Raw genomic sequence first — 13,834 nt, forward strand, 5'->3', positions numbered from 1 at the left:
GTTCACCAGTTGCTGATGGCGTCCAGGTCCTGCTGCCAGTACGTCACCTTCAGCGCGCTGTCGTAGTAGACGCCCTTGGCGGGCAGGGCCGGCGTCGCGGACGGGCCGCCGCTGCTGTTCGGGGTGTAGCCCTGGAAGGCCAGCGTCAGCTTGTGGGCGGTCATCCCGCCGGTACCGCTGCCGTCGGCGGCCGACAGCAGCACGCCCGCGTACCCCGACTCGCCGGGCGCCAGGCTGACCACGGCCTGCGGCTGGGTCTCCTCGTCCGCCTGCGGCGCCCACTGCATCTGGTCGAAGCGGAGCACCGGGTAGTACGGCAGGTCGCACGTCTTGCCGCCCGTGTTCTTCACCGTGATCAGCATGTGGTTCAGGGGACGGTTGAGCGGCTGGGCGGTGACGGTGGTGTTGGTGCCGTTGCACAGCACGACCGAGTTCCCGGTCCGGGTGCTCCCGCCGCCGGGGGCGGGGGCGGTGCTCGGGCGGGCACCGGACGTGTGGGTGCGGGCCACGGGCGTGCCGTTCGCGGTACGACCGCCGGTGCCCTCGGTGCTGCCCCCGGCGCTGTCCTTCGGCGTCTTCGACGCGGGCGTGTCCGCCGTCGCCGTCGGCCGGGAGGCACCCTCGTCCTCGGTCCCCGTCCCGCCGCCGCACGCGGTGAGCGCGAGGGCGGCGACGGCGGTGCCGGTGGCGGCGAACAGACGGATATGGCGCATACGCATGGCAAGTCCTCTTTCGGGCTGGGCCGGTGGTCGTGCTTGGATGACCACAGCCTGTGGGCCCGTCCGTCCCGGCCGCCAGCACCCGTCGGCCATCCGGGACGCTGGAACGCGCACACCGGCTCTGACCTGCGGGGATGATCCCTGCCTGGAACGCCGGGCTGGGACGAGGGGATGACCAGGGGATGGGGGAAACGGTGTCGGACGGTATGTCTGGGAGCGCTTTCGCCGAGCTGCTGCGGGAGCTGAAGAACCGCTCCGGGCACAGCTACGGCACGCTCGCCAAGCGGCTCCACATGAGCACGTCGACGCTCCACCGGTACTGCAACGGAGACGCCGTACCGGCGGACTACGCGCCCGTGGAACGGCTCGCCCGACTGTGCCGGGCCACCCCGGAGGAGCTTGTCGAACTGCACCGGCGGTGGGTGCTGGCGGATGCGGGGCGGGGGCGCAAGGAGCCACGGGCGGTACCGCAGGCGCAGACACAGACACCGGCGCAGACACCGGCGCAGGCGCAGGAGCCGTCGGCAGCCGTAGAGGCAGAGGCAGCGGCAGAGGCGGCGGCAGAGCAGGGGGCCGCCGGGGTGGAGGAGGCGGTGCGGGAGCCGGTGGCCGAGCCCGATCCGGCTCCGGTGGCGGTGCCCGTCCGTCCACGGCGCCGGCGCCGGCTCGTCCTCCTCTCCGCCCTCACCGTCACCGCGCTGCTCGCCGGCGTCGCGGTCGCCCTCAACCTGCCCGCGGACGACGGGAAACAGGACGGCAAGGGCGCCACGGCCGCCGTGAAGTCCGCCGCCCGGGCCGGTGCCCCGCCCACGCCGACGACCGGGAGCCCCACGCCGCGCCGGTCCGCCACCCGCTCGGCGTCCCCCTCTCCCTCCCCTTCCTCCTCCGGCCAGGGTCCCGCCACCCGCACCGGCACACCGGAGAGCAGGCCGGACACGGCCGCGACCGGGGGTGGCGCCACGGCGGCGGCACCGCCCCTCACGGTCACCACCCACCCCTTCAGCTGGCAGAGCCCCTGCTCCCAGCACTACCTGATCGACCGGCCGCCCGCCGCCGTCTACCCGCCCCCGCTGGAGCAGGACGCGCCCGCCTGGGTCGATGTGCACCAGGCGGTGTCGGCCGGCGAGCAGTACGTCACCTTCACCGTGCAGGGCACCGGCAGCCGGACCGTCGTGCTGGAGAAGCTGTCCGTGCGGATGGCGGGCAGGCGGACCCCGCTCGCCTGGAACGACTACGCCATGGGCTACCCCGGCGTCGGCTGCGGTGGCGGCGTGCCGACCCGGTCCTTCACGGTCGCCCTGGACGCGATGCGCCCCGCGCCCGTACCGGAGGCGGGAAGCCGCAACTTCCCGTTCAAGGTGAGCCAGTCGGACCCGGAGGTCTTCCACGTCACGGCCGACGCGTCCGCGTACGACGTCAGCTGGTACCTGGAACTCTCCTGGTCCAGCGGGGACCGGCACGGCACGCTGGTGGTCGACGACGGCGGCCGCCCGTTCCGCACCAGCGGCAGCAACGGACGGCCCGCGTACGCCTTCCCGCTCGGCGGCCAGAAGTGGCAACCGGCGTCGGAGGCGGAGTGACGCCTCCGGGTCAGTCCCACCAGAAGGACCAGCTCGGGGCTCCGACCAGTTCCCCGGCGTACTCCCGCAACGTCGTGGTGCCGTCCGTCGGGCAGAACGCGAAGTGCTCCGCCGCCACCGCCTCGGCCTGTGCCGTGCTGGTCGGCGGAGCCGCGACCGACACGACGAGCGTGTCGTAGCCGAGCGCCGTGACCCGTATGCCGAAGCGGTCCTCCCAGGAGCGCAGGACCGCGCAGAGCCGGGCCACGTCGCTGTCGTAGTTCAGCGGCCCCGGCCACCCGATCACCGCCGGTATGTCGGCGGACCTGCGGGCCGGAACCAGCGCGAGACGCGGCTCCTTCGGCCAGGGCCGCGTGCCGTCCGTCAGCACGTCCGCCACCCGGGCGGCCCGGCTGTCCGGATCGGCGGCGAGCGAGCAGGCGCCGGCGAGCCCCGGCCAGACGCTCCCGAACGGCTCCAAGCCCTCCTCTTCCTCCCCGGTCTCCTCCTCCCAGTACTCCGCGAGGACCTCCTCGGCGTCGTGATCCCCCGGGTACGACATGAGCCCCGGGCACAGCTCCCACTCCTCCGGCCCGGCCATGGCCCCGCCCGCGTCCACGAGCACCGGCAGCAACCCGGCACGTCTGGCCGGAGCGCCGAGCGCCTTCCACGTGCCGGGCGCGGCGGGCTTGTCCGCCCGCCACAGCAGGGGTTCGTGCCAACGCCCCTCGTCCGTCTCGTCTACCAGCCTGCCGGGCGGCAGTTGCAGCCCCAGGGAACGCCCACTGGGGTCGGTGGCCAGCCTGGGCAGCGGGTTGGGAAGAGTCGCCATACCCGTGACTGTAGGGCCGGCCACTGACAACGCCCTTGACCTGCCGGTTCGTTGCCGGCGACGGGCCTCGGCCGCCCGCTCGCGGCTCAGACCAGCGTCGTGATGCAGAACGGGTGCCCCGCCGGGTCCAGCAGCACCCGCCACCGGTCCGGCTGCGGCTGGGTGTCCGGCCTGGTCGCGCCCAGGGTGAGCAGATGGGCCTCGGCCTCGTCCAGGTCGTCCACACCCACCTCGATGTGGGCCTGCTTCTCCCGGGCGGGATCCGGCCAGGTGGGGCGGCGGTAGTCGGCGAGGCGGTTGAAGCCCAGGCCCGCCGTGCCGTCCTTGCCGGCGAGGAAGACGAAGTCGTCGGAGGAGTAGGCGACGGACAGGCCGAACATCTCGCCGTAGAACGTGGACAGTTCGGCCGGGTCGGCGCAGTCGAAGGTGACGGCGGCGTAGCGGAACGCGGGTGTGGCGGACGTGGTCTGCGAAGTGGTCTGCGTGGTCATGGAAGGACCGTAGAGGCCGATGCGGACACCTTCCGTCCTGGTTGTGCCGCCCGTGTGGAAAACTCTCCCCGTGCTCAGCGCCTCCGCCCGTCTGCTGCGCCTGCTCTCGCTGCTCGCCGCCCGCCCCTCCTGGACCTGCGCCGAACTCGCCGACCGGATGGCCGTCACCGACCGCACCGTGCGACGGGACATCGCCAGGCTGCGGGAACTCGGCTACACCGTCGACTCCGAGGCCGGCCCCTGGGGCGGTTACCGCCTCCGGCCCGGCGCACGCGTGCCCCCGCTGATCCTGGACGACGAGGAGGCCCTCGCCGTGGCCGTCGGCCTGCGCGGCGCCGCGCTCGACGGAGCCCTCGGCGGGGACCAGGCCGCGCTGTCGGCCCTGCTCAAGCTGCGCCAGGTGCTGCCACCCCGGATCGCCGAGCGGCTCGGCGAGTGGGACGACGCCCTGGTACGGCTGCCCTGGCCCGACGAGCCGCGGCTGCGGCCCGGCATGCTGCTGGAACTGGCCGCCGCCTGCCGGCGCGCCGAGCGCGCCCGGCTGTCGTACCGCGACGGGCAGGACCGGCACACGGTCCGGGACGTCGATCCCTACCGGCTCGTCCACACCGGACGGCGCTGGTACTTCGTCGCCCGGGATCCGGCACGCGGGTGGCGGACCTTCCGCGCCGACCGCGTCGAGCGGCTCCGGCCCACCGGGCACCCGGTGGAGATCACCGACCCGCCCGACCCCGCCGAGCTCGTCTCCCGCAACACCGCGGCCGGGCCCTACCCGCTGTCCGCCACCGTCCGGCTCCCGCTGCCCCTGGCGGACGCGCTGCGCGTCGTACCCGCCACCGTCGGCACCCACCGCCCCGACGGCCCGGACGCGACGATCGTGGACATCGGCGGACCCGACCCCGAGGGGCTCGCCCGGTACCTGCTGGGCCTCGCCACCCCGCTGCGCGTCCTCGCCCCGGACTCCGTACGGCAGGCCCTGGTCCGCCGTACCCGCGCACTCCTCGCCGCCCACACCGACGACGACGGCCCGCCCCCGGGATGAGGGCGGGCCGTCGGTGCCGTGCTGTGGCGCCCGGTCAGAGCTTCTCGGGCGTCCGGATGCCCAGCAGGGCCATGCCCTGGTGCAGGGTGCGGGCCGTGATGTCGCACAGGAAGAGCCGGTTCTCGACCTGAGCCGGGGTCTCGGCCTTCAGGACCGGGCACTTGTCGTAGAACGACGTGTACAGCGACGCCAGCTGGTACAGGTACGCCGCCAGCTTGTGCGGGGCGTACTCCGTGGCCGCCTCCCGGACCGTCTCCGCGAAGGAGTCCAGGTGGAGGCCGAGGGCGCGCTCGGCGTCGGCCAGGTCCAGCTCCGGGTGGGCCGCCGGACGGACCTCGCCCGCCTTGCGGAGGATCGACTGGATACGGGCGTAGGCGTACTGGAGGTAGACGGACGTGTCGCCGTTCAGCGAGACCATCTGGTCCAGGTCGAACTTGTAGTCCCGGTTCGCCGACGTCGACAGGTCCGCGTATTTCACCGCGCCGATGCCCACCTGGGCACCCCGCTCGGCGATCTCCTCCTCGGACAGGTCCTGCGCCTTCTCCCGGACCACGGCCGAGGCACGGTCGATCGCCTCGTCCAGCAGGTCGACCAGGCGGACCGTCTCGCCCTCACGCGTCTTGAACGGCTTGCCGTCCTTGCCGAGGACCGTGCCGAAGGCCAGCTGCACCGCCGTCACGTCGTCGTTCAGCCAGCCGGCCCGGCGGGCGGTCTCGAAGACCATCCGGAAGTGCAGGGCCTGCCGGGCGTCCACCACGTACAGCAGGGTGTTCGCCTTCAGGTTGAAGACGCGGTCGCGGATCGCGGACAGGTCGGTGGCCGCGTAGCCGTAGCCGCCGTCCGACTTCTGCACGATCAGCGGGACCGGGTTGCCGTCCGGTCCCTTGATGTCCTCGAAGAAGACGCACAGGGCGCCTTCGGAGCGGACCGCGACGCCCGACTCCTCCAGGAGGCGGCAGGTCTCCGCCAGCATGTCGTTGTAACCGGACTCGCCGACGATGTCCGCGTCCCGGATCTCCATGTCCAGCTTCTCGAAGACGGAGAAGAAGTAGATCTTCGACTCGTCCACGAACTTCTGCCACATCGCGAGCGTGTGCTCGTCCCCCGCCTGGAGGTCGACCACCCGGCGGCGCGCCCGCGTCTTGAACTCCTCGTCGGCGTCGAAGAGCTTCCGCGCGGCCTTGTAGAGGCGGTCGAGGTTCGACATCGCCTCCTCGCCGCTCACCTCGGACTCCTTGTGGTCCAGCTCGTGCGGGTGCTCGTCCAGGTACTGGATCAGCATGCCGAACTGGGTGCCCCAGTCGCCGATGTGGTGACGCCGGACCACGTTCTCGCCGGTGAACTCCAGCAGCTGGACGACGGAGTCACCGATCACCGCGGACCGCAGGTGCCCGACGTGCATCTCCTTCGCCACGTTCGGCTGGGCGTAGTCGATCACCGTCGTGCCCGGCTGCTCGGCGTACGGCACGCCGAGGCGGCCCGCCTCGTCCGCGTACCGCGCGGCCAGGTTCCCGGTGATCGCCCGGTCCGCGATCGTGATGTTGAGGAAGCCGGGGCCGGAGACCTCGACGTCCTTGATCACGTCACCCGTCACCACCCGGGAGACGACCTGCGTCGCCAGCTCCCGGGGGTTCGCCTTCGCCTTCTTGGCCAGGGCCAGGATGCCGTTGGCCTGGAAGTCGGCCCGGTCGCTTCGTCGCAGCAGCGGGTCCGCGCCGGCGGCCTCCGGCAGGGTGGCCGAGAGAGCGGACGCGAGGTGCTGCTGGACGCTGTCGCTGAGGGACGTGACCGAGGCCATAGGAATGGGTGCCGTTCTCCTCGTGGGGATGGATAGACCCACCCAGTATCCCATGGGGGGTAAAGCCGTTTTCCCGGGCGCGATCCGGTCTGTGAGAATGGGGTGTCACCCCGTTCAGAAAGAAGGACGTGCCGATCGTGGCTCAGAGCACCGAGACCACCGACTGGGTCTCCCGTTTCGCGGATGAGGTCATCGAGGAGTCGGAGCGCCGGGCCCCGGGCAAACCGGTCGTCGTCGCGTCCGGACTCTCACCCTCCGGCCCGATCCACCTCGGGAACCTCCGCGAGGTCATGACCCCGCACCTCGTCGCCGACGAGATCCGCCGCCGCGGCCACCAGGTCCGGCACCTGATCTCCTGGGACGACTACGACCGCTACCGCAAGGTCCCGGCCGGCGTCGCCGGCATCGACGAGTCGTGGGCCGAGCACATCGGCAAGCCGCTGACCTCCGTCCCGGCGCCGCGTGGCTCCTCGCACCCGAACTGGGCCGAGCACTTCAAGGCCGCGATGATCGAGTCGCTCGCCCAGCTGGGCGTCGAGTTCGACGGGATCAGCCAGACCGAGCAGTACACCTCCGGCGTCTACCGCGAGCAGATCCTGCACGCCATGAAGCACCGGAACGACATCGACGCGATCCTCGCCCAGTACCGCACCAAGAAGGCCCCGAAGAAGCAGCAGCAGAAGCCCCTGGACGAGGCCGAGCTGGAGGCCGAGGAGGGCTCCGGCGCCGCGTCCGAGGACGACGGCAGCTCCGGCGCCGCCGGGTACTTCCCGTACAAGCCGTACTGCGGCAACTGCGGCAAGGACCTGACCACGGTCACCTCCTACGACGACGACACCACCGAGCTGGCGTACACCTGCAACGAGTGCGCCTTCGCGGAGACCGTCCGGCTCAGCGAGTTCAACCGCGGCAAGCTGGTCTGGAAGGTCGACTGGCCGATGCGCTGGGCCTACGAGGGCGTGATCTTCGAGCCGAGCGGCGTCGACCACTCCTCGCCCGGCTCCTCCTTCCAGGTCGGCGGCCAGATCGTCGGCATCTTCGGCGGCAAGCAGCCCATCGGGCCCATGTACGCGTTCGTCGGCATCTCCGGCATGGCCAAGATGTCCTCCTCCCGCGGTGGCGTCCCGACCCCGGCCGACGCGCTGAAGATCATGGAGCCCCAGCTGCTGCGCTGGCTCTACGCCCGCCGCAAGCCCAACCAGTCCTTCAAGATCGCCTTCGACCAGGAGATCCAGCGGCTCTACGACGAGTGGGACAAGCTCGCCGCCAAGGTCGCCGACGGCTCCGCGCTGCCCGGTGACGTGGCCGCCTACACCCGCGCCGTCGGCACCGCCGCCGGGGAGCTGCCGAAGACGCCGCGCCCGCTGCCCTACCGCACCCTCGCCTCCGTCGCCGACATCACCGCCGGACACGAGGACCAGGCCCTGCGGATCCTCTCCGAGCTGGACCCCGAGCAGCCGCTCGGCTCCCTCGACGAGGCACGGCCGCGCTACGACCGCGCCGAGGCCTGGATCAACACCCACGTCCCCGCCGACCAGCGGACCATCGTGCGCGACGAACCCGACGTCGAGCTGCTGAAGTCCCTCGACGAGGCGTCCCAGCAGTCCGTGCGGCTGCTGCTCGACGGGCTCGCCGACCACTGGTCCCTCGACGGCCTCACCCACCTCGTGTACGGCGTGCCCAAGGTGCAGGCCGGGTTCCCCGCCGACGCCACGCCCAAGGAACTGCCGGCCGAGATCAAGACGGCCCAGCGCACGTTCTTCGCCCTGCTCTACCACCTGCTGGTCGGGCGGGACACCGGGCCCCGGCTGCCCACGCTGCTGCTCGCCGTCGGGCAGGAGCGGGTGCGGAAGCTGCTCGGCGAGTAGACGGCAACGGAAAAAGGGGCCCTCCGCCGCGGCGGAGGGCCCCTTCTTCATCCCGTCACGTCCTTCACGCCGTCACGCGATGTGGTCTTCCTGCAGTTCCGCCGTGTGACGGTTGGTGAAGCGGTTGACCATCCGTTCCGCTTCCCCCTTCGGGAGCCCCACCCCGAAGGTCGCCTCCACGTCGTCCCTGAACTGCCCGGCGGTCGGGTAGCTGCCGTCGATCGACTTCCGGAAGACCAGGTAGAAGTCCTCCTCCGTCGGCTCCACCACCGGACCGCCGCCGCCCTCGCCCAGTTCACGGGTGCGGTTCGGGCCCACCGGGATGGGGAAGCTGCCGGTCTCCTCCGGGGAGGGCTGCTGGAACTGCTCCGGGGGCTGCTCCTCGTACCACTCCTCGTACTGCTCCTCCGGGGCGTACTGGGGTTCCTGGAGCATCGGGTCGTACGTCGGGTCGTAACCGCCGTGGTACTCGATCTCCCGCTGAGCCTGGAACCAGGGGCTCTGCTCGTCCACCGGGGGGACTTCGGCGTCCTGCCCGGCGGGAGGTGCCGCCTTCTGCGGGACGGGTGCCGCCCCGGCGGCACGACCGCCCGCGACCGAGGCGGGTGCCGCCGCCGCTGCCAGCTGCGGCTGCCGCGGGGCCGGGGGCAGGAGGGTCGGCTCTATGCCCGCCGCCGCGAGCCCCGCCGAGGCCGTTTCCGCCAGCGGGACGCCGTACCTCGCCAGCCTCAGCGGCATCAGGGACTCCACCGGAGCCTTCCTGCGCCACGCCCGCCCGAAGCGGGAGCGCAACCGCGCCTGGTAGACGAGACGTTCCTGCTCCAGCTTGATCACCTGGTCGTAGGAACGCAGCTCCCACAGCTTCATCCGGCGCCACAGCAGGAACGTGGGCACGGGGGAGAGGAGCCAACGGGTGAGGCGGACCCCCTCCATGTGCTTGTCGGCCGTGATGTCGGCGATGCGGCCGATCGCGTGGCGGGCCGCCTCGACCGCCACGACGAAGAGCACCGGGATCACCGCGTGCATCCCCACACCCAGCGGGTCCGGCCAGGCGGCCGCACCGTTGAAGGCGATCGTCGCCGCCGTCAGCAGCCACGCCGTCTGGCGGAGCAGCGGAAAGGGGATACGGATCCAGGTCAGCAGCAGATCCAGGGCGAGCAACACACAGATGCCCGCGTCGATGCCCACCGGGAACACATAGGAGAAGTTCCCGAAGCCCTTCTTGATGGCCAGTTCACGGACGGCCGCGTACGAACCGGCGAAGCCGATGCCGGCGATGATCAGCGCGCCGGTCACGACCACGCCGATGAGCACGCGGTGCATCCGAGTCAGCTGCAGTGGCGCGGCCACTCGCACTCCCCTCCCTTGCGTGATGTTGCGCGCAACAGAGTGGCACACGTGTGCGGCGAACGTGGTGCCGGTCGGCCGCTACGGCCGCCCGGTCAGCTCTCCTTCGCGGCCGACCTGGACGGAGACGCACCGGCGGAGGCCGACTTCGACGGCGACGACGAGGGCGACCCGGAGGCCGACTTCGACGGCTTCGACGGCTTCGAGGACGGCGAAGTCGCCTGACCCCCCGCGCCGTTGGCCGACGACACCGCCGCCACCGCCTCCTTGAGCGCCTTCTCCGCCGCCTTCGTCAGATCGTCGGCGTCGGGGGTCTTCTCGCCCGCGAGACCGGCACCGTTGTAGTCGAGCGTCACGACGACGTTCTCCACCCGGGCGACGACCGTCTGCTGCTTGAAGAGGCCTTCCTTCTTCTTCAGGTCGTACCGCACCGCCGACGCCTCCGCGCCCGTGCCGGACAGCGGCACCACCTTGCTGTTCTTCGCGCCGTCCACCGACTGCGCGTCCTTCACCTGCTGCCCGTAGTACGCGTGCGCCTGGTCGTCGGCGGAGCCGCGCGTGGCGTCCGAGTCGAAGCGCAGCAGGGAGACGTTCAGCCAGCGGAACTGAGAGCCCTTCACACCGTTGTTGTCCAGGCTGTTCCAGGCGCAGGAGGCACGCGCCGACGGATCGTCCGAGCTGCCCTTCCTACCCGACCCGGCACCCTTCGGGACCAGGTCGGACAGGGTGCCCTTCGACAGCACCGCGCACGCGTCGGGAAGCTTCTGGTACGCCGCGGCCCGCACGGTCGGGGACGCGCTGGCCGACGGCTGCGTGCTGCCGCCGCTGCCCGCCGACGGGCTGCTCTCCGCACCGGACTTGGCCTTGGAGTCGCCGGAGTCCGAGGAGCAGGCGGCGGTGATCAGGACCGCGGGGACGGCCGCCGCGCAGACAAGAGCGCGGCGAAGGCGCTTGGCTCCCCCGGCTCCCATGGCTCGCCGGGCACGGTCGTCTCGCTGGGCTGCTCGCTGCATGGTTCCTTCACTCATGACGCTCGGTGTTCGTGCGGGTTCCTGCGGGGGCCACGGTACGCGGTGAAGCAGCTGTGCGGTTTCCGTTCGCGCGCTTCGCGGGCCGGGGCGGGCGGGGCCGGCGAGGACGTCACCCGCCCAGCGCGTCGTCCAGCCGGGACGCCAGATCACGGGCCCTGTCCTGCATTTCCTTGCTGTCGGGCACAGCTCCCGTGGCCATCGGCTGCTCCTCGTACTGGATGGTGACGACGACGTTGGACGTGCGGAACACCACAGTCACCGTCCGCTGTTCGGCCGTCGAACCCGACGAGTTCAGCTGGTCGTCCAGATACGCCTCGTCACCGAGGTCGGTCAGCGCGCGGGGCTGGAGATCGGCGGGCGGGACACCGGGGGAGGCGGCGGACGAGCCCGCGGACCCCGTGGCCGCCGACGGGTCCGAGGACGGCTTCGTCGTGGCGGACGGGGAGCCGGAACCCTCCTTGCCGGCGGAGGCGGCGGAGTCCTCCGAGGACGCGGACGAGCTGGGCGTGGCCGACGGCGGCGCCGAGGAACTGCTGGGCGCGGGGAGGTCCGCGGCCGTCTCCTTCTCCTGGAACAGCTGCTGCGCCTCGTCGTCGTCGCTGACCGCGTTGTCGTACGACACCACGCGCTCGAAGTCGACGGACAGCCGGTCCGTGGCGTCGGTCGACTCGACCTTCCAGCGGCAGCCGACCTTGCGGTCGGTGTCGTAGGTGAGGGCGGCCTCGCCCTGGTAGGCCCTGTCCCGCTGGACCGGGTCGGTGATCTGCTGGATGCCCGGCAGCAGCCCGTCCAGGGTGTCGTGGCCGACCGCGCCGCAGGGCTCCGGGAGCGTGCTGTACTTCCCCGGCTGGGCGGCGACCGTCGCCGTCCCGGCGTCGCCCGGGTTGGCGTTGTCCGTCGGACCGTCGTCCCCGGAACCGCTCGTGCAGCCGGCCAGCAGCGCCGCGAGGAGGGCGGCGGTGCCGGTTACGTACGCCTTCCGCTGCACGGTCGGGCTCCTCTCGACGATCTGCTCGCTGGTGTGCTCACTGGTGTGTGCTCGCTCGGTGCTCCAGTGTCCCCGCTGGTTAATCGCTTGCCGCAGCGGGGCGCCCCCTGGAGACAATGTGTATCGCACGCACTGCCGTGGACGCCGGTCCTCTGTCCCTTTCATCGACCTTGGCGCCGCTTTTGCGTTATGCCGCTTCCAATCCTTTTGTTGCCGCTTCCGGGGGAATGAGGAACATATGTCGTACGTGGAGATGCCGGGCGCCAAGGTCCCGATCCGGATGTGGACGGACCCGGCGACGGTCGAGGACGTGGCCCTGCGCCAGCTCCAGAACGTGGCGACCCTCCCGTGGATCAAGGGCCTGGCCGTGATGCCGGACGTGCACTACGGCAAGGGCGCCACGGTCGGCTCGGTCATCGCCATGCAGGGCGCGGTGTGCCCGGCCGCGGTGGGCGTGGACATCGGCTGCGGGATGTCGGCGGTGAAGACGTCCCTGACGGCGAACGATCTTCCCGGGGACCTGTCGCGGCTGCGGTCGAAGATCGAGCAGGCGATTCCGGTGGGGCGGGGCATGCACGAGGAGCCCGTGGAGCCGGGTGGCTTCCACGGGCTGGCGACGGCCGGGTGGGAGGACTTCTGGGGGCGGTTCGACGGGGTTGCGGAGGTGGTGAAGTTCCGGCGCGACCGGGCCGTTTCGCAAATGGGAACCCTTGGCCAGGGGAATCATTTTGTGGAGCTTTGCATAGATACGTCCGGCTCGGTGTGGCTCATGCTCCACTCCGGCTCGCGGAACATCGGCAAGGAACTCGCCGAGCACCACATAGGCGTGGCCCAGAAGCTCCCGCACAACCAGGGCCTGGTCGACCGTGACCTCGCGGTCTTCGTCTCGGACACCCCGCAGATGGCCGCCTACCGTAACGACCTGTTCTGGGCGCAGGAGTACGCCAAGTACAACCGCACGCTGATGATGGCGCTCTTCAAAGACGTGATCCGCAAGGAGTTCAAGAAGGCGAGGCCGACCTTCGAGCCGGAGATCTCCTGCCACCACAACTACGTGGCGGAGGAGCGGTACGCGGGCATGGACCTGCTCGTCACCCGCAAGGGCGCGATCCGGGCCGGCTCCGGCGAGTACGGCATCATCCCGGGCTCGATGGGCACCGGCTCGTACATCGTGAAGGGCCTCGGCAACGAGCTGGCCTTCAACTCGGCCTCGCACGGCGCGGGTCGGCGGATGAGCCGCAACGCGGCCAAGCGGCGCTTCTCCACCAAGGACCTGGAGGACCAGACCCGGGGTGTGGAGTGCCGCAAGGACTCCGGCGTCGTGGACGAGATCCCGGGCGCCTACAAGTCGATCGACCAGGTCATCGACCAGCAGCGGGACCTGGTGGAGGTCGTGGCGAAGCTGAAGCAGGTCGTGTGCGTCAAGGGCTGACGTAAGAGGCCCCGGCTGGAGCCGGGGGCCTCTTTTCGTCCGGGTCACTCGTCCTTCGGCCCGAGCGAGTCCAGCCACCGCAGCAGCCGGTAGCCCTCGCGGTTCATGATGTCCGGGTCGCGGAGGGCGTTGGTCAGGAGGGACATGCCCTGGTAGGCGGAGACCAGGGTGAGGGCCAGGTCGTCGGGGGCGGGCAGGCCCAGTTCGCGGAACTGGGCGGCCGTCCAGTCCAGCAGGCGGCGGATGACCGCGCCGGCCTCCGCGTCGAGGGTGCCGTCCGCGCGCTTGTCGAGTTCGACGGCCAGGGTGCCGGTGGGGCAGCCGTGGCGGGCGGCCGTCTCGCGCTGGGACACCCAGGCCTCGACGAGGGCCTTGAGGCGGTCGCGCGGGTCCGGCAGCCGGTCCAGGGCGCGGGTGAGTTCGTCGAGGTGGGCCTGGTGTTCCGCGAGGGCGGCCTGGACGAGTTCGTCCTTCGTCTTGAAGTAGTAGTAGACGTTTCCGACCGGGACGTCGGCCTCGCGGGCGATGTCGGCGAGCGTGGTGCGTTCGACGCCCTGCTCGTGCAGGACCCGGGCCGCAGCCGCCGTGAGCCGTCGGCGCTTCTGTGACGCCCGTGCCCGCCGATCCACTGAGTTTGTCACCTGACTGACTATAGACAGGCGGGGGCGAGCGCGTGTTAGCGTCCTCCAAGTTAGTTAGACAGCTAACTCGCTAACGGGTCACTCAG

General features: G+C 71.3%; 12 protein-coding genes. 4 read left to right on the forward strand and 8 right to left on the reverse strand.

Annotated elements, in window-relative coordinates; all coding sequences use genetic code 11:
- Positions 1 to 2: 2 nt before the first annotated feature.
- On the reverse strand, positions 3 to 713 hold the full coding sequence (locus IEZ20_RS13165; RefSeq protein ID WP_189298509.1) for a DUF4232 domain-containing protein: 711 nt from the start codon (positions 711 to 713) through the stop codon (positions 3 to 5).
- A 212-nt stretch (positions 714 to 925) separates the two neighbouring features.
- Between IEZ20_RS13165 and IEZ20_RS13170 the strand changes: the two genes are divergently transcribed.
- Positions 926 to 2,299: a helix-turn-helix domain-containing protein gene (locus IEZ20_RS13170; RefSeq protein ID WP_189297872.1), complete on the forward strand. Its 1,374-nt coding sequence runs from the start codon at positions 926 to 928 to the stop codon at positions 2,297 to 2,299.
- Between the two features lie 10 nt (positions 2,300 to 2,309).
- Here IEZ20_RS13170 and IEZ20_RS13175 read toward each other — a convergent pair whose 3' ends face one another.
- Positions 2,310 to 3,110 carry a DUF4253 domain-containing protein gene (locus IEZ20_RS13175; RefSeq protein WP_189297875.1) on the reverse strand — a complete coding sequence of 267 codons (801 nt, stop codon included), beginning with the start codon at positions 3,108 to 3,110 and terminating at the stop codon, positions 2,310 to 2,312.
- 86 nt (positions 3,111 to 3,196) lie between these two features.
- The gene (locus IEZ20_RS13180; RefSeq protein WP_189297877.1) at positions 3,197 to 3,601 is read right to left on the reverse strand and encodes a VOC family protein; all 405 of its coding nucleotides are present in this window, start codon (positions 3,599 to 3,601) and stop codon (positions 3,197 to 3,199) included.
- Between the two features lie 70 nt (positions 3,602 to 3,671).
- Between IEZ20_RS13180 and IEZ20_RS13185 the strand changes: the two genes are divergently transcribed.
- Complete coding sequence (locus IEZ20_RS13185) at positions 3,672 to 4,643, forward strand: helix-turn-helix transcriptional regulator (RefSeq protein WP_189297879.1); 972 nt, start codon at positions 3,672 to 3,674, stop codon at positions 4,641 to 4,643.
- Positions 4,644 to 4,677: 34 nt separating this feature from the next.
- Here the strand turns inward: IEZ20_RS13185 and argS are convergent, their stop codons facing one another.
- Positions 4,678 to 6,441, reverse strand: coding sequence for an arginine--tRNA ligase (gene argS, locus IEZ20_RS13190; RefSeq protein ID WP_189297881.1), 1,764 nt, complete (start codon positions 6,439 to 6,441; stop codon positions 4,678 to 4,680).
- Between the two features lie 128 nt (positions 6,442 to 6,569).
- Here argS and lysS point away from each other — a divergent pair, with 128 nt between their 5' ends.
- The gene (gene lysS, locus IEZ20_RS13195; RefSeq protein WP_189297883.1) at positions 6,570 to 8,309 is read left to right on the forward strand and encodes a lysine--tRNA ligase; all 1,740 of its coding nucleotides are present in this window, start codon (positions 6,570 to 6,572) and stop codon (positions 8,307 to 8,309) included.
- A 72-nt stretch (positions 8,310 to 8,381) separates the two neighbouring features.
- Here the strand turns inward: lysS and IEZ20_RS13200 are convergent, their stop codons facing one another.
- From IEZ20_RS13200 to IEZ20_RS13210, 3 genes are all read right to left on the reverse strand, one after another.
- Positions 8,382 to 9,632 (reverse strand): DUF2637 domain-containing protein, encoded by a 1,251-nt coding sequence (locus tag IEZ20_RS13200; protein ID WP_189298511.1) that lies wholly within the window; start codon positions 9,630 to 9,632, stop codon positions 8,382 to 8,384.
- Positions 9,633 to 9,751: 119 nt separating this feature from the next.
- Positions 9,752 to 10,669 (reverse strand): DUF3558 domain-containing protein, encoded by a 918-nt coding sequence (locus IEZ20_RS13205; protein ID WP_189297884.1) that lies wholly within the window; start codon positions 10,667 to 10,669, stop codon positions 9,752 to 9,754.
- A 127-nt stretch (positions 10,670 to 10,796) separates the two neighbouring features.
- The gene (locus IEZ20_RS13210; RefSeq protein ID WP_189297886.1) at positions 10,797 to 11,675 is read right to left on the reverse strand and encodes a DUF3558 domain-containing protein; all 879 of its coding nucleotides are present in this window, start codon (positions 11,673 to 11,675) and stop codon (positions 10,797 to 10,799) included.
- Positions 11,676 to 11,913: 238 nt separating this feature from the next.
- Between IEZ20_RS13210 and IEZ20_RS13215 the strand changes: the two genes are divergently transcribed.
- A complete protein-coding gene (locus IEZ20_RS13215) occupies positions 11,914 to 13,107 on the forward strand; it encodes an RtcB family protein (RefSeq protein ID WP_189297888.1) in 1,194 nt (397 codons plus the stop codon).
- Between the two features lie 44 nt (positions 13,108 to 13,151).
- On the opposite strand, the gene IEZ20_RS13220 is transcribed toward IEZ20_RS13215, so the two are convergent.
- Positions 13,152 to 13,748, reverse strand: coding sequence for a TetR/AcrR family transcriptional regulator (locus IEZ20_RS13220; RefSeq protein ID WP_189297890.1), 597 nt, complete (start codon positions 13,746 to 13,748; stop codon positions 13,152 to 13,154).
- Positions 13,749 to 13,834: the final 86 nt, after the last annotated feature.

The organism is Streptomyces cinerochromogenes (assembly GCF_014648635.1).
GTDB lineage: Bacteria > Actinomycetota > Actinomycetes > Streptomycetales > Streptomycetaceae > Streptomyces > Streptomyces cinerochromogenes.

Excerpts from the sequence above, each read along its gene's own strand:
- IEZ20_RS13200 (WP_189298511.1), bottom strand. The coding sequence starts at position 9,632 with ATGCACCGCGTGCTCATCGGCGTGGTCGTGACCGGCGCGCTGATCATC.
- IEZ20_RS13205 (WP_189297884.1), bottom strand. The coding sequence starts at position 10,669 with ATGCAGCGAGCAGCCCAGCGAGACGACCGTGCCCGGCGAGCCATGGGA.
- argS (WP_189297881.1), bottom strand. The coding sequence starts at position 6,441 with ATGGCCTCGGTCACGTCCCTCAGCGACAGCGTCCAGCAGCACCTCGCG.
- IEZ20_RS13215 (WP_189297888.1), top strand. The coding sequence starts at position 11,914 with ATGTCGTACGTGGAGATGCCGGGCGCCAAGGTCCCGATCCGGATGTGG.
- IEZ20_RS13165 (WP_189298509.1), bottom strand. The coding sequence starts at position 713 with ATGCGCCATATCCGTCTGTTCGCCGCCACCGGCACCGCCGTCGCCGCC.
- IEZ20_RS13180 (WP_189297877.1), bottom strand. The coding sequence starts at position 3,601 with ATGACCACGCAGACCACTTCGCAGACCACGTCCGCCACACCCGCGTTC.
- IEZ20_RS13175 (WP_189297875.1), bottom strand. The coding sequence starts at position 3,110 with ATGGCGACTCTTCCCAACCCGCTGCCCAGGCTGGCCACCGACCCCAGT.
- IEZ20_RS13170 (WP_189297872.1), top strand. The coding sequence starts at position 926 with ATGTCTGGGAGCGCTTTCGCCGAGCTGCTGCGGGAGCTGAAGAACCGC.